At 54.6% G+C, this 20,376-nt stretch carries 20 protein-coding genes, 8 tRNA genes and 1 rRNA gene; 1 reads left to right on the top strand and 28 read right to left on the bottom strand.

What is annotated here, in order from left to right; genetic code table 11:
- Positions 1–89 precede the first annotated feature (89 nt).
- On the bottom strand, positions 90–644 hold the full coding sequence (locus ABID47_RS18080) for a helix-turn-helix domain-containing protein (protein WP_076173180.1): 555 nt from the start codon (positions 642–644) through the stop codon (positions 90–92).
- A gap of 119 nt (positions 645–763) precedes the next feature.
- On the opposite strand from ABID47_RS18080, the gene ABID47_RS18075 reads away from it, so the two are divergent.
- Positions 764–1,348 carry a LysE family transporter gene (locus tag ABID47_RS18075; RefSeq protein ID WP_354498834.1) on the top strand — a complete coding sequence of 195 codons (585 nt, stop codon included), beginning with the start codon at positions 764–766 and terminating at the stop codon, positions 1,346–1,348.
- A 163-nt stretch (positions 1,349–1,511) separates the two neighbouring features.
- On the opposite strand, the gene trxB is transcribed toward ABID47_RS18075, so the two are convergent.
- The 27 genes from trxB to ABID47_RS17940 all read right to left on the bottom strand — a co-directional run.
- Complete coding sequence (gene trxB / locus ABID47_RS18070) at positions 1,512–2,459, bottom strand: thioredoxin-disulfide reductase (protein WP_076173182.1); 948 nt, start codon at positions 2,457–2,459, stop codon at positions 1,512–1,514.
- Positions 2,460–2,499: 40 nt separating this feature from the next.
- A complete protein-coding gene (locus tag ABID47_RS18065; protein WP_354498832.1) occupies positions 2,500–4,227 on the bottom strand; it encodes a tetratricopeptide repeat protein in 1,728 nt (575 codons plus the stop codon).
- Positions 4,228–4,468: 241 nt separating this feature from the next.
- Complete coding sequence (locus ABID47_RS18060) at positions 4,469–5,416, bottom strand: ribose-phosphate diphosphokinase (protein WP_354498830.1); 948 nt, start codon at positions 5,414–5,416, stop codon at positions 4,469–4,471.
- A gap of 165 nt (positions 5,417–5,581) precedes the next feature.
- Positions 5,582–6,406 (bottom strand): histidinol-phosphatase HisJ, encoded by an 825-nt coding sequence (hisJ, locus tag ABID47_RS18055; RefSeq protein ID WP_354498828.1) that lies wholly within the window; start codon positions 6,404–6,406, stop codon positions 5,582–5,584.
- A 13-nt stretch (positions 6,407–6,419) separates the two neighbouring features.
- A complete protein-coding gene (gene hisIE, locus ABID47_RS18050; protein WP_354498826.1) occupies positions 6,420–7,121 on the bottom strand; it encodes a bifunctional phosphoribosyl-AMP cyclohydrolase/phosphoribosyl-ATP diphosphatase HisIE in 702 nt (233 codons plus the stop codon).
- The gene (hisF, locus tag ABID47_RS18045; protein WP_076173187.1) at positions 7,118–7,876 is read right to left on the bottom strand and encodes an imidazole glycerol phosphate synthase subunit HisF; all 759 of its coding nucleotides are present in this window, start codon (positions 7,874–7,876) and stop codon (positions 7,118–7,120) included. Before hisF ends, hisIE begins: the two co-directional genes overlap by 4 nt.
- Positions 7,877–7,976: 100 nt before the next feature.
- Entirely contained in the window at positions 7,977–8,717 is a 741-nt protein-coding gene (gene hisA, locus ABID47_RS18040; protein ID WP_076173188.1) for a 1-(5-phosphoribosyl)-5-[(5-phosphoribosylamino)methylideneamino]imidazole-4-carboxamide isomerase, read from the bottom strand.
- A 44-nt stretch (positions 8,718–8,761) separates the two neighbouring features.
- Positions 8,762–9,382, bottom strand: coding sequence for an imidazole glycerol phosphate synthase subunit HisH (gene hisH, locus ABID47_RS18035; protein WP_354498823.1), 621 nt, complete (start codon positions 9,380–9,382; stop codon positions 8,762–8,764).
- A gap of 2 nt (positions 9,383–9,384) precedes the next feature.
- Positions 9,385–9,987, bottom strand: a complete 603-nt coding sequence (gene hisB, locus ABID47_RS18030) for an imidazoleglycerol-phosphate dehydratase HisB (protein ID WP_089549412.1) — start codon at positions 9,985–9,987, stop codon at positions 9,385–9,387.
- Between the two features lie 3 nt (positions 9,988–9,990).
- Positions 9,991–11,286, bottom strand: a complete 1,296-nt coding sequence (hisD, locus tag ABID47_RS18025; protein ID WP_076173191.1) for a histidinol dehydrogenase — start codon at positions 11,284–11,286, stop codon at positions 9,991–9,993.
- Between the two features lie 57 nt (positions 11,287–11,343).
- Complete coding sequence (hisG, locus tag ABID47_RS18020; protein ID WP_076173192.1) at positions 11,344–11,976, bottom strand: ATP phosphoribosyltransferase; 633 nt, start codon at positions 11,974–11,976, stop codon at positions 11,344–11,346.
- Between the two features lie 82 nt (positions 11,977–12,058).
- Positions 12,059–13,252, bottom strand: coding sequence for an ATP phosphoribosyltransferase regulatory subunit (locus ABID47_RS18015; protein WP_116233112.1), 1,194 nt, complete (start codon positions 13,250–13,252; stop codon positions 12,059–12,061).
- A 207-nt stretch (positions 13,253–13,459) separates the two neighbouring features.
- On the bottom strand, positions 13,460–13,999 hold the full coding sequence (locus tag ABID47_RS18010; protein WP_354498820.1) for an acyltransferase: 540 nt from the start codon (positions 13,997–13,999) through the stop codon (positions 13,460–13,462).
- 7 nt (positions 14,000–14,006) lie between these two features.
- Positions 14,007–14,648, bottom strand: coding sequence for a pyrophosphatase PpaX (gene ppaX / locus ABID47_RS18005; protein WP_354498818.1), 642 nt, complete (start codon positions 14,646–14,648; stop codon positions 14,007–14,009).
- 7 nt (positions 14,649–14,655) lie between these two features.
- Positions 14,656–15,687 (bottom strand): prolipoprotein diacylglyceryl transferase, encoded by a 1,032-nt coding sequence (gene lgt, locus ABID47_RS18000; RefSeq protein ID WP_354498816.1) that lies wholly within the window; start codon positions 15,685–15,687, stop codon positions 14,656–14,658.
- Between the two features lie 12 nt (positions 15,688–15,699).
- Positions 15,700–16,641 (bottom strand): HPr(Ser) kinase/phosphatase, encoded by a 942-nt coding sequence (gene hprK / locus ABID47_RS17995; protein ID WP_076173197.1) that lies wholly within the window; start codon positions 16,639–16,641, stop codon positions 15,700–15,702.
- Positions 16,642–16,828: 187 nt separating this feature from the next.
- The gene (locus ABID47_RS17990; RefSeq protein WP_076173198.1) at positions 16,829–17,953 is read right to left on the bottom strand and encodes an ABC transporter ATP-binding protein; all 1,125 of its coding nucleotides are present in this window, start codon (positions 17,951–17,953) and stop codon (positions 16,829–16,831) included.
- Positions 17,954–18,058: 105 nt separating this feature from the next.
- A complete protein-coding gene (locus ABID47_RS17985) occupies positions 18,059–19,201 on the bottom strand; it encodes a PucR family transcriptional regulator (RefSeq protein ID WP_354498813.1) in 1,143 nt (380 codons plus the stop codon).
- A gap of 155 nt (positions 19,202–19,356) precedes the next feature.
- A tRNA-Lys gene (locus ABID47_RS17980) sits at positions 19,357–19,429 on the bottom strand.
- A 7-nt stretch (positions 19,430–19,436) separates the two neighbouring features.
- Positions 19,437–19,522: transfer RNA gene (locus ABID47_RS17975), tRNA-Tyr, on the bottom strand.
- Between the two features lie 8 nt (positions 19,523–19,530).
- Positions 19,531–19,603, bottom strand: a tRNA-Phe gene (locus ABID47_RS17970).
- Between the two features lie 115 nt (positions 19,604–19,718).
- Positions 19,719–19,795, bottom strand: a tRNA-Asp gene (locus tag ABID47_RS17965).
- 11 nt (positions 19,796–19,806) lie between these two features.
- Positions 19,807–19,882: transfer RNA gene (locus tag ABID47_RS17960), tRNA-Thr, on the bottom strand.
- Positions 19,883–19,888: 6 nt separating this feature from the next.
- Positions 19,889–19,964 (bottom strand) — tRNA-Val (locus ABID47_RS17955).
- 9 nt (positions 19,965–19,973) lie between these two features.
- Positions 19,974–20,050, bottom strand: a tRNA-Met gene (locus ABID47_RS17950).
- Positions 20,051–20,080: 30 nt separating this feature from the next.
- A tRNA-Ser gene (locus ABID47_RS17945) sits at positions 20,081–20,172 on the bottom strand.
- A 109-nt stretch (positions 20,173–20,281) separates the two neighbouring features.
- A 23S ribosomal RNA gene (locus tag ABID47_RS17940) occupies positions 20,282–20,376 on the bottom strand; the annotation flags it as partial.

The following is a 20,376-nucleotide window of genomic DNA, read 5'->3' as shown; positions in this document are numbered from 1 at the left end:
TGCAGCCGGTCTTTTTGCCGTCGGTGTAGGCTTGGGTTCTCCTCTTTTCGGTACCGAGTGATTTTGCGCCCGCGTCACTTCTTCCAGCTTCAAGCCGGATAATAGATGACCATGCTTAATCTCGTCAGCGAGCCGCCGGAATTATGGTACGTATGCGGCCGGTCGGCCTTGAACCGGATCGAGTCACCGCTCCCGATGGTATGCTCGCTGTTGTTCACGCGGATGGTCAGTTCCCCCTCGTACACCGTAATGTACTCCTCCGTTCCCTCACCATGCGATTCCGAAGCGAGAAATCCTCCTTTATCGATCTCAACCGCATACATCTCGAAACGCCGCTCTTCATCAAACGGGAAATAAGGATAGACCCGGTATTTGCCGTTGTCTTCAGATAGCTGCTGGACCTCGCTTTTCTGAATCACTTTGGTGTCAGGCTGGGGCTGGTTAATCAGCGACGTGAACGAAATTTTGAGACCGTTGGCGATTTTCCAAATGGTTGTGATTGTCGGGCTCGATTCGCCCCTCTCGATTTGGCCGATCATCGTCTTGCTGACGCCGGTGAGCTCGGCTACCTTTTCCAGACTGAGCTTTTTATTGTCACGGATGCTCTTCAAATTCCGCGCGATGATCAGATTGATTTCTTCCATGGGCACACCTCTTCCAATCGATTATGTACAATATAGCGATCACAATGTACAATATGAAGCATAAATGCGTTATAGCGTAATTTTCGGACATTATAACATATAAACGGAGGAGACCCAAGATGCCCGTATTTTCGTTTCTTGTCTATATTGTAGTAAGCACCTTTACCCCCGGCCCCAACAACTTTATGGCGATGCTGTTTGCTCACAGGTACGGTTTTCGACGAACGATCCGATTTTGTCTGGGCGTTGGCGCCGGCTTTTTTGTCGTTGCACTGCTGTGCAGTTACTGCAATCTGCTGCTCAAAAATCTCATTCCCGGCATCCGGTGGTGGATGACGATTCTTGGAGCGGCCTACATGCTGTATCTCGCCGTTAAAATCATGTTCCACCACAAGAAGGCAGTGAGCAGCCGGGAGGACAAAAACAACCGCTTTCTGACGGCGGCGCTGCTGCAGTTTATCAATCCCAAAGGCATTTTGTACGCCATAACGGCCGTATCCACCTTTATTCTCCCGTACCATTCTTCCCATCTGGCCCTGATCGGCTTCTCTTTGTTTCTGGCACTCTTGAGCGTGATAAGCACCTTCTGTTGGAGCATGTTCGGCTCCATATTTCAGCAATGGCTGTCAGCATACCAGACCCCGTTTAACGTCGCGATGGGCCTGCTTCTCGCATACAGCGCCGTTTCCATCCTGGTCGAGTAAATGTGGAGCCCGGCGCAACGCCTGCCTGCATAGCATCCACAGAAATTAGCACGCATACAGGAGGAAACCTCTCCTCGGCAGGATCAGGTAGCGGCCCGTTCCCCCATTCTTATGTAAAAAGGAGCCGTCCCCGGCTCCTTTTCTATATTCGTATTGGTCCGCTTTACAGCGTTTCGCTCCAGTCATGCACCATGCTGCCTTCCAGGAACTTCTCGCAGTCCATGGCGGCCATGCATCCGGTACCGGCAGCGGAAATCGCTTGGCGGTAACGCACGTCCTGCACGTCGCCGCAGGCGAATACGCCTGGAATGTTCGTTTCGGTCGTTCCCGGCTTCACCTGGATGTAGCCGATTTCGTCGGTCGTAATCTGGCCGTCGAGGAACTTGGTGTTCGGCGTATGGCCGATCGCCACGAAGACGCCGTCTGCTTCGATCAGCTCTTCTTCGTTCGTTTCATTGTTGCGGACCTTCAGTCCCTTCACGCCGTGCTCACCGGCCACAATTTCAAGCGGCGTACGGTTGAGCGACCAGATGATCTTCTCGTTCTCGCGGGCGCGGTCCTGCATAATTTTGGACGCTCTCAGCTCTTCTCTCCGGTGAACCAGCGTAACGCTGGAACCGAAACGGGTCAGGAAGCTGGCTTCCTCCATGGCAGAGTCCCCGCCGCCGATCACGACGATCTTTTTACCGCGGAAAAAAAATCCGTCGCAGGTCGCACATGTGCTGACTCCGCGTCCGACGTTTTCCTGCTCGCCCGGAATGCCCAGGTATTTGGCCGAGGCGCCTGTGGAGATAATTACGGATTCCGCCTCAATCTCTCCCATGCCTTCCACGGATAGCTTAAACGGGCGTTTGGAGAAATCGACTTTGTTGACCCAGCCGGTTTTAAACTCGGCTCCGAAGCGTTCCGCCTGCTTGCGCATGTTGTCCATGAGCTCAGGGCCCATAATGCCCTCCGGGAACCCCGGAAAGTTCTCTACCTCAGTCGTGGTGGTCAGCTGTCCGCCGGGCTGCATGCCTTCGATAACCAGCGGCTTCATGTTGGCGCGTGCCAGATAAATCGCGGCCGTCAGGCCGGCAGGTCCTGTTCCGATAACGATGGATTTGTACATGAGAATTGCCTCCTTTTCGAACGGAAATGAATGGGTCTATTTAGATATTCTCCGTAAATGGCCGGAAAATATCATCGCTTTCTTCATCCAGTGAACATACACTGTCGATCCGCTTGACGTTGCGGCTCACCGTGGAGACCGAAACGCCATAGCGCTGGGCCACCTCCTGGTAAGTCAGGGCGCGCCCGTGCTTCTTGGCCGTCAAGTATTCCAGAGCCGCCGACCAACCCTCCGCTTGCCTGATGAGAGGTGTCTCGGGATGCAGCTTATTGATAAACTGGTGCCATAATTGCTGCACATGGTTTTTCTGTGCGCGGTCGGCCACCGTCTCCATGCTTTTCAGGGCCTTGTCGACGACAGACTGCAGTGTCCCGTTCCACTTGGGCAGACCCGCAGCCACTTCACGGTATGCCGCTGCCCCGACGGCCGCGCCAGGAAGCTCAGAGCTATCAACCCCGAGATCCCGAAGCACCCGGCGCGCTTCAGCTTTGAGCTCGCTCAGCACGTCCGGGTCTTCGAGGAAGGTCATCAGCGTCTCCTTGACTTCATCATCGGCAATCCAGGCCAAAGCCCGGATGACCTGCAGCTTGGTACCGGAATCTCCGTACCGGAGCGCCCAGGAGAAGGAAGACCGAATCAGCGGGTTGTTCTTGATTTCCTCGGACATGCCCTCCCCGTCCTTCTCCCACCGCTTAAGCTGCTCTTCAAAGGGCAGATGATATTGATAGCTGAGCTTGACGCTTCCGCCAAAGCCCTCCTTCAGCTGGTCCAAATAAAACCGGGGAATTCCCGATTCCGGGTCCAGCTTCATGGCCGTGCTCCAGTAACGGGCCGCCTCCTTGCTTCTGCCGCTATTATAAGCGGCGACCGCTGTGTAATGGTAGAGGCTCGGATCATCGTTGAGCTCGTCATCCTTCAACAGGCGGCGGAAATGACCGTAGGCCGCTTCATGCCGGCCCAGAATCCCCATCGTCGTCGCAAGCTTGAATACATGTTCCTGATGAAAGGGAACCGTAACCTCCAGCATCTTCATCATGCCGTCTAAAGCTTCAGTATCCCCTTCATGCTGGTAAAAAACCGCCAGGTTGCACAGTCCGTGCAAATTTCCCGGCTCCAGGGACAGTACTTCGCCGATGGTCTCCTTGGCTTTGCGGAACAAGCCCATGTAATAATAAGCAAGGGACAAATTGTTGCGCGCCGCAAGAAAGTCGGGGTCTTCCTTCACGATGCCTTCCAGCAGCTCGGCTGCCTGGGCAAACTTCCCTTCTTCCATCAGGGACCGCGCGCGCTCGTGCTCCACGATGCCCCCGCGGCTCTTGATCCGGCTCAGCTTGGTCGGCCGCTTCAGCTCATACTGAAGCAGCTCCATCATTTCTTCCGCTTCGTCCAAAAATTGCCCGGCCGGGTCCTCCTCCAAATACGTGACCAGTGCGCGTTCCGCTTCCTCAAAGTTCTCCATGTTGGCGTAATTGTTGGCCATATAGAAGTAACACTCTGTCATGGTCGCATCCACATGCTCCAAAATGTGCGCAAGAACGGCGTTTGATCCTTCATAATCGCCCATCTCTGATAATATACCCGCCATATTGCAATGATTCACCGGATTTTCCGGCTCATATTCAACAGCTTTGCGAAAATATTTTAATGCCTTATCGTATCGGTGTCGGTCCAGAGACCGAACCGCTCGTTCAAAAAAGAAATTGGCATCCATTTGAATGGGTATTACTTTTTGGTGTAGGTCCTCCGCCCGCAGATGATAATCGTTCATTCCTAAGCAAGGCACCTCCTTGATTGCTGGATAGAACGAACTGAAGCCACCGCTTCGCCCCTCTGGAATCAGAGAGTACATACGCCGAACTTTAAGTTCAATCTATCCAGAACAGTATACCATAAGATGCAAGGGGCATCTAAGCCATAATCTACTATATAAAAAATGTACATCGACGTATATTCATTGAAGATAAGACCGCGTTTATCCCCCGCGCAAGCGCAAAAAGACCCCGGGGCAGCTATACCCCGGCGTCCTTAAATAAAGTGGCGATCGACCCGCCCTCGATAATAATCCGTGTGGCCCGCGCCAGCATCGGCGCAATCGTCAAGATGTGCAGATTCTCCGGCCGCGCTTCCGGGATGGCGATCGAATCCGTCACCACGATCTCCCGGATATGGGGATGATCGAGCCGCTGCAGCGCGTCGCCCGAGAACAGGCCGTGCGTGGCGCATACAATCGCCTCGGACGCCCCGCGCTCCTTCAGGCCCTCGACTACATTGACGATCGTCGATCCCGTATCGATCAAGTCCTCGATGATGATCGGCGTCCGTCCCTTCACATCGCCGATGACATGCGTAATGACGGACTCGTTATGCGCAGGTCTCTTCTTGATCATGATCGCAAACGGAGAATCGAGGTGATTCGCCAGCTTCTCCGCGGTGGACGCCCTTCCGGCGTCCGGCGACACGATGACCGGCCGGTCGATTTGAAGCGATTTCAAATGACCGCTGATGAGGTCCAGCGCCGTGAGATGGTCGACGGGAATATTAAAAAAGCCCTGAATGGCAGGTGCATGCAAATCAACAGTAATGACCCGGTTCGCCCCGGCCGTCGTCAGCACGTCCGCCACCATTTTGGCCGTAATCGGTTCACGCGGTGCGGACTTGCGTTCCTGGCGGGCATACCCGTAGTAAGGAACGATAATGTTCACCGTACGGGCCGAAGCCCGCTTGGCCGCGTCAATCATGACCAGCAGCTCGACGAACAGTTCATTAATGGGGTGAGACAGGGACTGCACAAGGAAGACGTCGCAATTGCGGATGCTTTCCTCATAGTTCACATAGATTTCCCCGCTTTTAAAACGGGAAAGCTTAACGCTGCCCAGCTCCGCACCCAGCATATCGCAAATTTTTTCAGTTAGAACAGGATTCGATGATCCGGAAAAAATACGCAGCTTATGTTGCATACGACCCTCCTGATAACCCGTCTTCTATACTTAGATTATACATCGGTTCGCTCCCGGAATGAAATCACGCCGATGAGTCCGGCGGAAAAATATTTCCGTCCCTGTTCATCGGCGCTACTTCAAACGGCCCTATGCCCGCAGCAGACCGTATACTTACAAGCCTGCTTATACCTCCAGCGGAATCCGGCTGCGCTTCCGCCCTTCGAAAATAACGAGCTCGCGGAAACCAACCTCCCAGAGCATGTTCCGGGCGGCTTCCAGATTCTCGCCCAGCTTGAGCGGATCATGAGCGTCTGAGCCCACCGTGAGTGGAATGCCCAACCGGTATGCCTCCTCCAGCATGCGCCGGGACGGGAACATTTCCGCGCAGGGCTTGGACAATCCCGACGCATTCAGCTCCATCGCCACCCCGCTGGCCGCAACAGCGGCAAGGGCGGCGTTTTCCAGCGCTTCTACTTCCCTTGCCGCCTCGGGGCCTGGATGGTACCCGAACCGCTTGATCACGTCCAGATGGCCCATAATGTCGTAAAAGCCGGTAGCAGCCGCCTTTTTCACCGCATCATAATACGTTTCGTATACCTTCAGGACATCCTTGCCTTCCCAGCCTTGCACCTGACGGTGATCCGTAATGTCCCATTCGCCCAAAAAGTGAACCGAGCCAATAATGTAATCCCAAGGGTATGCGTTCACCATGTTCTCAATTTCCGCCTCATAGCCCTCGATATAGTCGCCCTCCAGGCCGACCCGAATGTCGATTTGGCCGCGGTAGCGCTCCTTCAAAGACAGGCACTCCTCCACATATCGCGGAAGCTCCTCCATCGGCATCGCCATCTCCGGATAATACGAAGCCGGGTCCACATGAAGCAGTGGCATATGGTCGGACAAACCGATCTGCCCAAGCCCGATGTCAACCGCGCGGCGCACATATTCCTCGAGCTCGCCTACGGCGTGGCCGCACCGGACATGGTGGGTATGGTAATCGATGTACATAGCGGTTCCCCCCCTAATCCCGGCGGGGACGCTCGTGGCGGCGGTCCAGCTCGGCCATGATATCATCCAGCGGCAGCTTGCGTTCCTGCAGCAGCACCAGAAGGTGATAGATCAGGTCGCTGACCTCAAGGCGCAGCTCGTCGTTGTCCTTGTTTTTGGCTGCGATGATCGTCTCTGCGGTTTCCTCGCCGACCTTTTTCAAAATTTTATCGACGCCTTTGTCAAAAAGATAGGTCGTATATGCGCCTTCCGGACGCTCCTTCTCGCGTTCCGCGATCACCTGCTCGAGCTCCTCCAGCACCGCAAAGCGGTGTCTTCCTTCGCCCGCCGCACCGACCCCTTCGGCCGATTGCTCCTGTCCCGGAACGGCAATGCCGCGGTAAAAGCACGTTTCCTCGCCGGTATGGCATGCCGGACCCTTCGGATGGACCAGGAACAGCAGCGTATCCCCATCGCAGTCATAGCTGGCGGACACAATGCGCTGAGTGTTGCCCGACGTCGCTCCCTTGTTCCACAGCTCCTGCCGCGAGCGGCTCCAGAACCAGGTCTCCCCGGTTTCGATCGACCGCTTGAGCGAATCTTCGTTCATATAAGCCATCATCAGCACTTTACGCGTCGTGGCGTCCTGAATAATGGCGGGTACGAGGCCGGCCTCGTCATAACGGATTTGCCCCTGCACCTGCTCCAGGGAGAATTGCTGTGTGTTGCTGCTCATCGGATTTCAACCCCTTTTTGCTTTAAGTCCTGCTTTAATTCCGGTATCGATATTTCCTTGTAGTGAAAAATGGTAGCTGCCAAGCCCGCATCCGCCTTCCCCTGCGTGAAGACTTCGGCAAAATGCTCCTTCGTTCCCGCTCCGCCTGAAGCGATCACCGGAATCCGGACAGCGTCCGCGACCGCTGCGGTGAGAGGAAGGTCAAAACCGTCCTTCGTACCGTCAGCGTCCATGCTCGTCAGCAAAATCTCTCCCGCTCCGAGGGCTTCCGCTTCCTTCACCCAGTTCAGCGCCCGGATGCCTGTCGCTTTGCGTCCGCCGTGCGTGTAGACCTCCCACTCGCCCCAAGCCTCGTTATACTTGGCGTCTACAGCCACGACGATGCACTGTGAGCCGAACCGGCGCGCCCCTTCCGCTACGAGCTGGGGATTCAGGACGGCCGCCGTGTTGATGCCGATTTTGTCCGCGCCTGCGCGCAGAATCCGCTTCATGTCATCGACATGGGAAATGCCGCCGCCTACCGTGAACGGAATCGCGATTTCCCCTGCGGTTTGCCGCACGACCTCCACCATGGTGGCGCGTCCTTCCACCGACGCCGAAATGTCCAGGAATACCAACTCATCCGCGCCTTCCTTGTCGTACAGCGCCGCGAGTTCCACCGGATCGCCCGCGTCCCGCAAATTTTCAAAATTAACACCCTTCACCACACGGCCGTCCTTAACGTCCAGGCAGGGAATGATTCGTTTTGCCAGCATGGGCCTCGCTCCCTCTCTTTTCGTACTCACATGGTAGTCTGACTACCGTTTATCCCTTTATATCTGCAAAAGAGAGCTTCCGCTCTCTCTATCCTCACGTTTATGCTTGTTCAGCGATTCGCCGCAGCGCATCCGCAAGCTGAATGCTGCCCGTGTACAACGCCTTTCCGACGATAGCTCCGCCCACGCCGTCGCCGCGGTGTCCGCTGAGGTTCAGCAGGTCCTCGGTGACCGTCACGCCGCCCGAAGCGATCACGGTGCGTCCGCTGGCTTTGGCAAGTGACACGATGGCCTCGATGTTCGGCCCCTGCATCATGCCGTCGCGGGAAATATCGGTGAAGATGAACGTTTCCGCTCCTTTGGCCGCCAGCTCTTTAGCCAGTTCCTCTGCCTTAACCTCCGATGTCTCCAGCCAGCCGCGTGTCGCCACATAACCGTTCCGCGCATCGATTCCGATCGCCACGCGGTCTCCATAAGTGCCGAGCACCGCCTCAGTAAAGGCGCGGTCCTCGATCGCCGCCGTGCCGATAATGACCCGGCTCACGCCAAGGCCCAGCAGGCGCTTCACGTCATCCAGGGTGCGCAGTCCGCCCCCGACTTGAACGGGGACTTGAACGCCTTTGGCAATGGCTCCAATGACCTCGTCGTTTACCGGGCGCCCTGCCTTGGCGCCGTCCAGATCCACCAAATGAATATAGGCACCGCCCTGTGCTTCCCAAGCCTTGGCGGCCTCGAGCGGGCTGTCGTTATATACCGTTTCCTGATTATAATCCCCTTGAACCAGCCGTACGCACTTGCCTCCGCGAATATCGATGGCCGGATAAATGATAAATGAAGACATCGTTCTCCCCGCTTTCCTGTTATTCCACGCCGGTCAAGAAGGCGTTAGACCTTCGCTCCCGTCAGCCGCAAAAAGCTGCGCAGCAGCTGCACGCCCAGCTCGCCGCTTTTCTCCGGATGAAACTGCATGCCATACACCGACCCCCGGCCCACGATCGCGGTCACCGGACGGCCGTAATCCGTTACCGCCAGCAAATCGGCGGGTTCGTCCGGCAGCACATGGTACGAGTGGACAAAGTACACATGGCCCTCCGTAAGGCCGCTGAACAGCGGACTGTCCTTTTGCACAAACTGCAGCCGGTTCCAGCCCATGTGCGGCACCTTCAGCTCCCCGTCCGGGAAGCGGACCACCCGACCCGGCAAGAGGTTGAGCCCTTCGTGATGGCCATGCTCCTCACTGCTGCCGAACAGCAGCTGCATGCCGAGGCATATGCCGAGCAGCGGCTTGCCGCCCTCAGCGGCCTCCCGAACTACCCGGTCAAGCCCGGTTTCGCGCAGGTGCTCCATCGCGTCGCCAAACGCGCCAACGCCGGGCAGGATGACGCCGTCAGCCCCAAGAATGGCTTCGCGGTCGCCCGTCACAAGCGCCTCGGTGCCGAGACGTTCGACGGCCTTGCTGACGCTGTGCAGGTTGCCCATGCCGTAATCCACAATGGCGATCGTCACGGTTACAGCACTCCCTTCGTTGATGGAACCCCCGTAACCCGCGGATCGATGCTGGTCGCCTCATCCAGCGCACGCCCCAGCGCCTTGAACACCGCTTCGATCATATGGTGCGTGTTCTGGCCGTAATGAACAATGACATGCAGCGTGATGCGTGCCTCCAGCGCCAGCTTCCACAGAAACTCATGCACCATTTCGGTGGAGAAGCTTCCGACTTGGCTGGAAGGATACTCCGCCCGGTATTCGAAATGCGGTCGATTGCTCACGTCGATCACAACCTGAGCGAGCGCCTCATCCATCGGAATGAATACGTTCGCGTAACGCTTGATGCCCTTTTTATCGCCGAGGGCTTCCCTTAACGTCTGGCCGAGGCAGATGCCGATGTCCTCCACCGTATGGTGGTCGTCAATTTCGATGTCGCCTTTGGCCTTCACTTTCAAATCAAACTGGCCGTGCTTCGTAAACAGGTCCAGCATATGGTTCAGAAACGGCACATCCGTTTCCAGTTCGGATACCCCGGTGCCATCTACGCCAAACGTCAGCTGAATATCGGTCTCGTTCGTTTTGCGGCTGATGCTTGCACGGCGTTCACTGCTTTGATTAGTCATGTTCTAGTCTCTCCCTTCGATTTCTCGTTTCAGCCGGACCTCAATGGCTCGGGCATGCGCTTCCAGCCCCTCGCCGCGCGCCAGCTCCATAATCGCTTCGCCGTTTTTCAGGAGCGCTTCCTTGCTGTAGTAGATCATGCTGGACTTTTTAATAAAATCATCGACATCGACCGGCGAAGAAAACCGGGCCGTGCCGTTTGTCGGAATGATGTGGTTGGGCCCGGCAAAATAGTCCCCTACCGGCTCGGAGCTGTATGCTCCAAGGAAAATCGCCCCGGCATTCTCGATCAGCCCGACGATCGCCATCGGATCCTGGACCATCAGCTCCAGGTGCTCCGGCGCCAGCCGGTTGACGACCGAAATGCCTTCCTTCAGCGACTCCACCACGATGATGGCTCCGTAGCCCTCCACCGAAGCCGCCGCGATATCCCGGCGGGGCAGGCTCTCCAGCTGCCGCTTTACCTCGGCAGCGACCGCATCCGCCAGCTGCCGCGAAGGCGTCACCAGAATCGCGGACGCCATCTCGTCATGCTCGGCCTGGGACAACAGGTCGGCTGCCACGAATTCGGGATCGGCCTGCTCGTCGGCCAGCACGACGATTTCGCTCGGCCCGGCGATGCTGTCGATGTCGACCGCACCGTACACTTCCCGCTTGGCCAGCGCGACATAAATATTGCCCGGCCCGCAGATCTTATCCACCGGCGCGATCGTCTCCGTGCCGTACGCCAGTGCCGCGATGGCCTGGGCACCGCCAACCCGGTAAATTTCATGGACGCCGGCTTCCGCGGCCGCCACCAGAATATACGGGTTGATGCCCTCTTTTCCGCCGGTTGCCGGCGGTGTCACCATGACGATCTCCGGAACGCCCGCCACCTGGGCCGGAATGACATTCATCAGCACGGACGACGGATAGGCCGCTTTCCCGCCCGGCACATAGACGCCGACCCGCTTCAGCGGACGGATGATTTGCCCCAAGATGCTGCCGTCAGGCTGCAGATCCATCCAGGAGTTTCTTTTCTCTCTCTCGTGGAACGCGCGAATATTACGCGCCGCAGCCGAAATCGCTTCGACGAACGATGGCTCAACCTTGGTGTAGGCCGCCTTCAGCTCCTCTTCGGTCACGCGCAGTCCCGATGCCGTCAGCTTCGTGCGGTCGAGCTCTTCCGTGTACCGGAGCAGCGCTGCATCGCCCTCCTGCTTTACGTCCTGCACGATCCTTTTGGCGGCTGCATTTTGCTCCGGCGTGCCGTACTCGACCTCCCGCCGCAGATCAAAATCCTCAACCGGTACGATTTTCATCCCATTCTCCCCCTCTGCTAACCCTTCGCCATCCACTCTGCTTGGTTTTATCCCGAACTACTCCGAAGCGGAAATCACTTTCTGAAGCCGGTCGCAGAGCGACTGGATTTGCCCATTCTTCATCCGGTAGCTCACCCGGTTGGCCACCAGACGGCTCGTTATTTCAAAAATGCTGTTCATTTCCACCAAACCGTTTTCCCGCAGCGTCTGACCGGTTTCCACCATATCGACGATCCGGTCGGAAAGCCCGATCAACGGAGCAAGCTCGATGGAGCCGTTCAGCTTGATCACCTCGACCTGCTGCCCCTGCTCGCGGAAGTACTGCGACGCCACGTTCGGGTACTTCGTTGCCACGCGCTGCTGAATGCCCGGCTTCCAGTCGGGCAGACCGATCACGGACATCCGGCATCTGGCGATACCTAAGTCCAGCAGCTCGTAGACATCGCGATTTTCTTCCATCAGTACATCCTTGCCGACGATGCCGATATCCGCGGCGCCGTATTCCACGAAGGTCGGCACATCCACCGGTTTGGCCAGGATGAATTCCATGTCCAGCTCCGGCAGCGGAATGACCAGTTTGCGCGACTCATCGACCTCTTCCGGGATCGGAAGACCGGCTTCACGGAATAATGCCGACGCTTTTTTATAGATTCGCCCTTTCGGCATCGCCACTTTTAAAGTTTCTGCCAACGTTCTCCCTCCTGCTTCTAATTGTTGATCTATCTATCTCAATTCGCTGTTTATGTTTTTCTAATCCTGCCCCAGGTTCCCTTTACCCCAAACTCCCGCCAAAAGTGATAACCTCTCCATAAGCTTGGCTGGTCGCCCCTGGTTGCGCCGCATCCGGGCCGGTATGATCTCCGTCGATCAACAGCGTAACAACCGATTGTCCCTGCGCACGAAGCCTCGCCGCCTCCGCCAGGCCTTCCTTGCGATGAGCCGCATCATAACGGACAAGAACAGGCAGCACAGCCGCTTCCTGCACGCCGTTGACGCCATCCAGAATACGGTTCGTTTTCAGCGCGAATCCCGTCGCCGGAACGTCCCGTCCAAACTGCTTCAGCAGATTGTTGTACCGTCCGCCGCTGCAGACCGGGAAGCCAAGCTCGGAGGCGTAGCCTTCAAACGTCATTCCTGTATAGTAGGAAAAGTCTCCGATCATCGTCAGATCGATAAGTACGTGCTCCGACACACCGTATGCCTCCAGCACCTCCCATACTTTGCACAAATGGCTGATGGATGCTCTTGCGAGCGGATGACCGCTCAGCTCCAGCGCCTGATCGCAAATTTCCTGGCCTCCGCGCAGACGGAGAAGTCCTTCGAGCCAATTCCGCTGTTCATCCGTTACACCCAGCTCGCTGATCGTTTTACGGAAACCGACGAAGTCGCGGCTGAGCAGGCCCTCTTTCAGTGATTGCTGAGCCTCGGTTGATCCGGGGAGGATTTCATCAAACAACCCGTTGAGAAACCCGACGTGGCCCATGGCGATTTTAAAAGAAGACACACCCGCCGCCTTCAAAGACTCGATGGCCAGCGCCACGACCTCGGCATCCGCTTCGGGTGAATCGTCACCGACGAGCTCGACGCCGGTCTGAAAAAATTCCGCTTCCCGTCCGGCTTCTTCCTCAATGGCCCGGAACACGTTCGCGTGGTAAGACAGCCGGATGGGCAGAGGCTCTTCCTTCAGCAGCGACGAGACCACCCGGGCGATCGGAGCCGTCATATCCGAACGAAGCACCAGTGTGGTGCCCCGGTTATTCAACAATTTAAACAACTTGCGGTCCGACGTGGAGCTTGCCACGCCTACCGTATCGTAATATTCCATCGTCGGCGTCATGATTTGCCGGTAACCCCAGCGGCTCATGCAGTCAAGCACGTCGCGCTCGATCCGGCGCAGCTTGGAGACCGCATAAGGCACATAATCGCGGACGCCTGAAGGCTTTTCAAAACCTTTCGGCTTGGTCACGTCCTATCACCTCGAACAGTTATATTTCTTCATCACGTTAAAGTGCTACCATACTACCAAAGTAAAGAATAATGGCTATATTAACATGAAAAGGCAGATTCGTCAATTGCCATACATTTCACTTCCGTGCCCTTGCCTCGGCTTGATACAAAAAAAACATTCAAAATCCAAGCTTTTGAATGTTTTTCGTATGTGCGGCCGCTGCCTTTATTCATCCGATGCCGGCACTGACGAGGAATGCGCATCCTCCTCCGTTTTCGAATCCGAACGTCTCAGCTCGCGCAGCGGGTTTCCGCCGACAAAGGCACCCGCCTGTACGCTCTTGTGCACGACGGACCCGGCGGCAATGACAGCGCCGTCTCCAATCGTGACTCCCGGCAAAATGGTCGTATTCGCTCCGATCAACACATTGCTGCCGATCAGGACTTGTCCCAGCCGGTATTCCTTAATCAGATATTCGTGGGCGAGAATCGTCGTGTTGTACCCGATCACCGAATTGTCCCCGATCGTGATGTTCTCCGGAAAGAACACGTCCACCATGACCATCAGGCCAAAGGCGGCATGCTCTCCCACCTTCATTCCTAGCAGGTGACGATAGATCCAATTCTTTAGCGGAAGAATCGGGCAGTACCGGGCCGCTTGTATACATATGAAATTTTTAACCCCTTTCCAAGGGCTGACCGTTCTATAGATTTGCCACAGCGCGTTCGGGCCTTCGACCGGGTAACGGGTCACGTTTCTGCTCACAATCGCCTTACTCCTGTTCCACCAAGGAATATAAATCGGTCATATTATGCAGTATGTAATCCGGATTATACTCGCGGAGCACCTTCTCGCCTTTCAGCGACCAAGCAACCCCGGCAGACCGGACTCCTGCCGCCTTGGCGGATTGAATATCCACCGGGCTGTCCCCGACCATCAACGTTGCTTCCGGATCCGCTCCAAGCTGCTTGATGGCCATCAGCACCGGCTCCGGATGCGGTTTGGGATGCTCGACGTCCATCACCGTTACAATCGCCTTCATATACTTGTCCAGCCCGAACATCTCCAGCACGCGGAACGTCCCCGGCTTGTTTTTGGTGGTCACAACCCCCATCGTAATGCCGCGCCGGTCCAGTTCCTTGATTACCTCCAGCACATGCGGAAAAGGCTGCACCATCTCGTCGTGATGAGCGTCGTTATACGTTCTGTAAGCCTGGTGAAAATGGGTCACATCCTCGCTCCCCGAGAAAAACTGGAGCTGCTGCTCCAGCGTCATCCCCATTTTTGGAATGATCACTTCCCGAGTCAGGGGGGGCTGGACGTGCTTCTCCAATACATGCATAAACGAGCTGATAATCAATTCATTCGTATCAATAATCGTTCCGTCCAAATCAAACAGTACGGTATCTATCATGCTGTCGTTACTCCTTTTTGTCCTCCACTTCGGCGTTCTCCTCGCGGTGCTCAGGGGTAGCAACGGGTTCTACTTTAGTATCCTGATCCAGCGCGGTTGCTTCCGGCACCGTATCTTTCGGCGCTTTCGTCGAGACGATCGGATCCAGATAGTGCTCCTTCGCCTGACCTGTTGTACGGCGCACAATGATCAATACAATGGCGACGACGATAATCAGGATCGCTAGCAGCTGGGAAATACGGACATTTCCGTAGTTCGGGTCAAGCGCACCATGCTCGAATCCCATCCACTCCATCGGTTTCCACAAACCGTTAACCATCGATGCCAGCCATTCCGGACCCTTAAAAGCAAGGCTGTCCGTCCGCAGTCCTTCGATAAAGAACCGCCCGATCGAGTACCAAATAAAATAAGAAAGGAACAATTCAGCCGCGCGCAAAAACTTTTGACGACGGAGAATAAACAAAATGATGATGCCCACCAGGCTCCATAACGATTCGTACAGGAAGGTCGGATGGTGGTAGACGCCCTCGACGTTCATTTGGTCTACGATAAAAGCAGGCAAATGCAAATTGTTCCGCAGGAAAAACTCATTCACCGGACCGCCGTACGCTTCCTGGTTCACATAGTTGCCCCAGCGACCGATCATTTGCCCCGTAAGCAGGCTGGGTGCACAAATGTCGGCAATGCGCCAGAAGTTGTACCCTCTGTAACGGAAATAGATGATGGCGCAAATGATCGCTCCGATCAGCGCACCGTAGATGGCAATCCCGCCGTTCCATATTTTAAAAATGTCCAGCAGGTTGTTCTTGTAATCGTCCCACATGAAGGCCACGAAATAGATCCGCGCCCCGATAATAGCCGACGGTACTCCCAGCAGCAGCAAGTCCATGAAAAATTCAGGCATAATGCCGAATCTTCTGCCTTCCCGGATGGCCAGGAGGAGGCCAACCAGCGCCCCCAAGCCCAGGATCAGACCGTACCAGTGAACCGACAGGGATCCAATCGAGAAAGCGATCGGATTAATTAGCAATGTAGCCATGTATCCACTCTCCTAGTCCATATCGTCCATATCTTCTGCAATGGTGGCTGTGAGCTTATTCGTAAACTGCAGGGCCGCATTCAGACCCATTTGCTTCAGCCGGTAATTCATGGCCGCCACTTCGATGATGACCGCAAGGTTACGTCCCGGACGTACCGGAATGGTCACGAGAGGAATGTCGGTATCGATGATTTTGGTCGTTTCTTCATCCAGTCCGAGCCGGTCGTACTGTTTATCCTGCTGCCAGGCCTCAAGCTTGACGACAAGCGTAATTCGTTTGTTGTTCCGGATTGCTCCGGCTCCGAACAGGGTCATGACGTTGATGATCCCCACACCGCGGATCTCCAGCAGATGGCGAATCAGCTCAGGAGCCGATCCGTGCAGCTGAAAGTCCGAGGTCTGCCGGATTTCCACCGCATCATCAGCGATCAGCCGGTGACCCCGTTTGACCAATTCCAGTGCGGTTTCACTCTTGCCGATGCCGCTGCTGCCGGTAATCAGCATGCCTACCCCATAGACGTCGCACAATACGCCATGAATGGTAGTGGTCGGCGCCAGCTTTCTCTCCAGAAAGCCGGTAATCCGGCTGGATAGGATGGTCGTCGCCATATTGCTCCGCAGGATGGGCAGGTTCTTTTCCTGGCTAAAATGGATCAATTCCTCGGGCACTTCCAGCCCTCTCGTGACAACAATACAAGGCGTCTCCTCGCTGCTGCACAGGCGCTCCATCCGTTCCTTCCGTTCTTCTGCCGTAAGCATGGCAAAAAAGGCCAGCTCCGTTCGTCCCAGCAGCTGCACCCGTTCCTCAGGATGATATTCAAAATAACCTGCCATTTCCAGACCCGGTCTGTTTAAATCATCTGTCGTGATGGCCCGTCTCAGGCCGTGTTCCCCTGAAATGACCTCCAGCTGAAATTGCTGGACCAATTCAGATACTCTTACTTTCTTAGCCATTTCACGTCTCCCTTTCTATCAGCTGGCTCTTCTGTCAGCCGACTGCCGCCGGTCAAACCATGAATTTTCTAATGTACCCATCGTAAATGATATTTCCCATGAATGCAATGTCAGCGGCCTATTCGCTCCAAATACAAAAGAGCCGCCCGAAAGGGCGGCTCTTCATCTTCAGGCATTCCGCCTGGAATTAGTCAGCCAACAATACGTTCAGCTCAGACTCTTTGTCAAAGATATGAATTTTGTTCATATCGACAGCCAAACGAGCGCTGTTGCCTTCACGAGTCGTAGAACGTCCGTCTACACGGGCGATAACGGTGTCGTTACCCAATCCGCTCAGGTAGAGGAGCATTTCGTGACCAAGGTTTTCTGTTACGTCTACATGGGCTGTGAAGATCGTATTCGGAGATGCTTCCAGGAATACAGGCTCTTCATGAATATCTTCCGGACGAACGCCCATGATCACTTCTTTGCCGATGTAGCCTTTGCTCTTCAGGATTTGTGCTTTACCGCCTGGAACTTCTACGTCAAGTCCTTGGGATTTGAAGCGTACAGAACCGTTGGACTCGCTGAGTGTTCCGTTGATAAAGTTCATGGTAGGCGATCCGATAAAGCCGGCAACAAACAGGTTGTTTGGATTGTTGTACAGCTCTTCCGGAGAAGCGGCTTGTTGAATAATGCCGTCCTGCATAACCACGATACGGTCACCCATCGTCATGGCTTCCGTCTGGTCATGTGTTACGTAGATACAAGTGGTTTCAAGGCGTTTCACCAGTTTCGTGATTTCCGCACGCATCTGACCACGAAGTTTAGCGTCCAAGTTGGAAAGCGGTTCGTCCATCAGGAAGACTTGAGGATCACGCACGATCGCACGTCCCAAGGCAACACGCTGACGTTGACCACCGGAAAGAGCTTTTGGCTTACGATCCAGCAAATGCTCGATATCGAGGATTTTCGCAGCTTCACGTACACGTTTATCAATTTCATCCTTTTTCACTTTACGCAGCTTCAGACCAAAGGCCATGTTTTGGTATACGTTCATGTGTGGATACAAAGCGTAGGACTGGAACACCATCGCGATATCGCGGTCTTTAGGAGCTACATCGTTCACGACGCGGTCGCCAATGTAAAGTTTACCGTCAGAGATTTCTTCCAGACCGGCGATCATACGAAGTGTCGTAGATTTACCGCAACCGGAAGGACCTACCAACACCAGAAACTCCTTATCCTTGATATCAAGGTTGATATCCATAACTGTTGCTTTGTCAGAACCCGGATACTTTTTGAAAATATGCTCTAAACGTACACCTGCCATGTGAATTTGCCCCCTTAGTGTATAGTTATGAAATCGAATACATTATGATAGTTATATATTACCCAACATCTCGCAGACTGGCTATACACAATCTGCACAAAAAACCTATTTTCTTTTCGTCACTTTATACAATAGCATCGTCAGCTTCACCAAAACCGCGTCCCCAAAGCTTCTAACGTCCAGATTCGTCTCTTGTTTGATCTTATCGAGCCGGTATAAAAGGGTATTCCGGTGAATATATAGTCGCTTCGCCGTCTCGCTGACATTACAGTCGAGCTGAAAGAAAGTCTCCAGCGTCGACAAGGTCTCGTTGTCGCTGAACAATACGCCGTGGTCTCCTGCCTGCTCGAGAAAGCGGCGGCGCTGCTCCATCGGGATGCTGTAGATTAAACGCTCCAGCAGCAGCTCCCATGGGAAGTGGACATGCTCCGACACATGAAACGTCCGTCCCAAGAAAATGGTTTCCCGAAGCATGCCTACCGCGCCCGGCAGTGACTTCAAGGGGATGAACGAAGGCGCGGCGGATAAATGAAAAGCACCAACCCATTCGCTTGCAATCAGCTCATAGAGCCCCATACAGAACGCGGAGAGCATGTCTGTTTCCGATTCGCCGTTATCCTCTTCTTTCTCGTCATTACTGCCGGCCACCAGTTCTTTTCTGGCCAAGATGAGCCACTCGTTGTCGCGGAGAGCAGCAAGCACCACCTCTCCGTCGAAGTAGCTGCGCAGCAGCTTTTTCAGCTGGCTCCCCTTAACATCGGAGGCATGGATACTCTCACAAGTCAGCAAAAAGGGAGTCATCTCTGCGGAAAGCAGACGTTTTAGTTCCAAATCGTCAGGCAATTCGGCATCGCCGTGTCCCAGGTCGAGCTGTTCTTGAATCCATTGACTGAGCTTCAGAAGTTCACGTTCCTCATCACCCTGGGCTTCCACGGCATCTCCCGTTTGTTCTCTTACCGCAGACAGCAGTACACCGATCAAGCGGGATACTTCATCATTGACCAGCTCAGAATTGGCTTCAATTACGTGTACCCGCCCGTTCTTGATAAACAGCGGGAACCACACCTTGTCCTCCACCATCACCACATCCTGGAGGCTCCTATGCTCGGTCTGCTTCCCTTTCTTCAAAGGAGCCTTGCCGGATACCGTAACAGGCAAATAAACAGACTCCGACTGCTGTTTGCTCAGCTCCTTGATATGTAACGTTCCGCCTACAACCTGCTCCAACTTGCTTCGTAATGTTTCCATCTCCACCATTGATGTCATCCACCACTTTGCCATTTTTATTAATCATCTTACCATATTCCTATATAAAATCGAAAACCACACTTCTTATGCACATCAGATCGTCAGGCCATAAAAGACAAAAAGACCATCAACCGAAAGGTTAATGGTCTTTGTGATGAGCCATGAAGGACTCGAACCTTCGACACCCTGATTAAAAGTCAGGTGCTCTACCAACTGAGCTAATGGCTCTTACAACTGGTGGAGGCTGATGGATTCGAACCACCGAACTCGTACGAGAACAGATTTACAGTCTGCTGCGTTTGGCCACTTCGCTAAGCCTCCATATAAGGTGGCTCGGGACGGAATCGAACCGCCGACACGAGGATTTTCAGTCCTCTGCTCTACCGACTGAGCTACCGAGCCATACATGCAAAAATAAAGCGGGTGATCTTAATCTTCCCACTTTACGCTGTGGAAATTCACTATGCAAAACATCATCTTCAATCTATATCAAGCATATAGATGAAGTAAATAATAATGGCGGGACCGACGGGATTCGAACCCGCGGTCTCCTGCGTGACAGGCAGGCATGTTAGGCCTCTACACCACGGTCCCGCATTATTAGATGGTGCCGGCGAGAGGACTTGAACCCCCAACCTACTGATTACAAGTCAGTTGCTCTACCAATTGAGCTACACCGGCATATGATGGTGGAGGCTGAGGGGATCGAACCCCCGACCCTCTGCTTGTAAGGCAGATGCTCTCCCAGCTGAGCTAAGCCTCCAGGTATGTATGGTAGCGGCGGAGGGGATCGAACCCCCGACCTCACGGGTATGAACCGTACGCTCTAGCCAGCTGAGCTACGCCGCCATACTAAAACTTGCTAAGATGTGATTCAAATGGCGGAGAGAGAGGGATTCGAACCCTCGCACCGCTTACGCAGTCTAACCCCTTAGCAGAGGGTCCCCTTATAGCCACTTGGGTATCTCTCCAAGCATAACCTCGGTATACAAATTGTATAACCAAGAGTGGTTTCAAAACACATTCAGGAATTTGACTCCCTGAAAACTAGATACGAAACGAATCTACATTTTATATTTATTGGATAAGCCCTCGACCGATTAGTATTGGTCAGCTCCATGCATTGCTGCACTTCCACCTCCAACCTATCTACCTCGTCGTCTACAAGGGGTCTT

It is taken from the genome of Paenibacillus favisporus (assembly GCF_040545415.1).
Taxonomy (GTDB): domain Bacteria; phylum Bacillota; class Bacilli; order Paenibacillales; family Paenibacillaceae; genus Paenibacillus_AQ; species Paenibacillus_AQ favisporus.
This window is presented reverse-complemented; position numbering and strand designations above follow the sequence as displayed.

Excerpts from the sequence above, each read along its gene's own strand:
- ABID47_RS18080 (WP_076173180.1), bottom strand. The coding sequence starts at position 644 with ATGGAAGAAATCAATCTGATCATCGCGCGGAATTTGAAGAGCATCCGT.
- ABID47_RS18075 (WP_354498834.1), top strand. The coding sequence starts at position 764 with ATGCCCGTATTTTCGTTTCTTGTCTATATTGTAGTAAGCACCTTTACC.
- trxB (WP_076173182.1), bottom strand. The coding sequence starts at position 2,459 with ATGTACAAATCCATCGTTATCGGAACAGGACCTGCCGGCCTGACGGCC.
- ABID47_RS18065 (WP_354498832.1), bottom strand. The coding sequence starts at position 4,227 with ATGAACGATTATCATCTGCGGGCGGAGGACCTACACCAAAAAGTAATA.
- ABID47_RS18060 (WP_354498830.1), bottom strand. The coding sequence starts at position 5,416 with ATGCAACATAAGCTGCGTATTTTTTCCGGATCATCGAATCCTGTTCTA.
- hisJ (WP_354498828.1), bottom strand. The coding sequence starts at position 6,406 with ATGTACATCGATTACCATACCCACCATGTCCGGTGCGGCCACGCCGTA.
- hisIE (WP_354498826.1), bottom strand. The coding sequence starts at position 7,121 with ATGAGCAGCAACACACAGCAATTCTCCCTGGAGCAGGTGCAGGGGCAA.
- hisF (WP_076173187.1), bottom strand. The coding sequence starts at position 7,876 with ATGCTGGCAAAACGAATCATTCCCTGCCTGGACGTTAAGGACGGCCGT.
- hisA (WP_076173188.1), bottom strand. The coding sequence starts at position 8,717 with ATGTCTTCATTTATCATTTATCCGGCCATCGATATTCGCGGAGGCAAG.
- hisB (WP_089549412.1), bottom strand. The coding sequence starts at position 9,987 with ATGACTAATCAAAGCAGTGAACGCCGTGCAAGCATCAGCCGCAAAACG.
- hisD (WP_076173191.1), bottom strand. The coding sequence starts at position 11,286 with ATGAAAATCGTACCGGTTGAGGATTTTGATCTGCGGCGGGAGGTCGAG.
- ppaX (WP_354498818.1), bottom strand. The coding sequence starts at position 14,648 with ATGATAGATACCGTACTGTTTGATTTGGACGGAACGATTATTGATACG.
- lgt (WP_354498816.1), bottom strand. The coding sequence starts at position 15,687 with ATGGCTACATTGCTAATTAATCCGATCGCTTTCTCGATTGGATCCCTG.
- hprK (WP_076173197.1), bottom strand. The coding sequence starts at position 16,641 with ATGGCTAAGAAAGTAAGAGTATCTGAATTGGTCCAGCAATTTCAGCTG.
- ABID47_RS17990 (WP_076173198.1), bottom strand. The coding sequence starts at position 17,953 with ATGGCAGGTGTACGTTTAGAGCATATTTTCAAAAAGTATCCGGGTTCT.
- ABID47_RS17985 (WP_354498813.1), bottom strand. The coding sequence starts at position 19,201 with ATGGAAACATTACGAAGCAAGTTGGAGCAGGTTGTAGGCGGAACGTTA.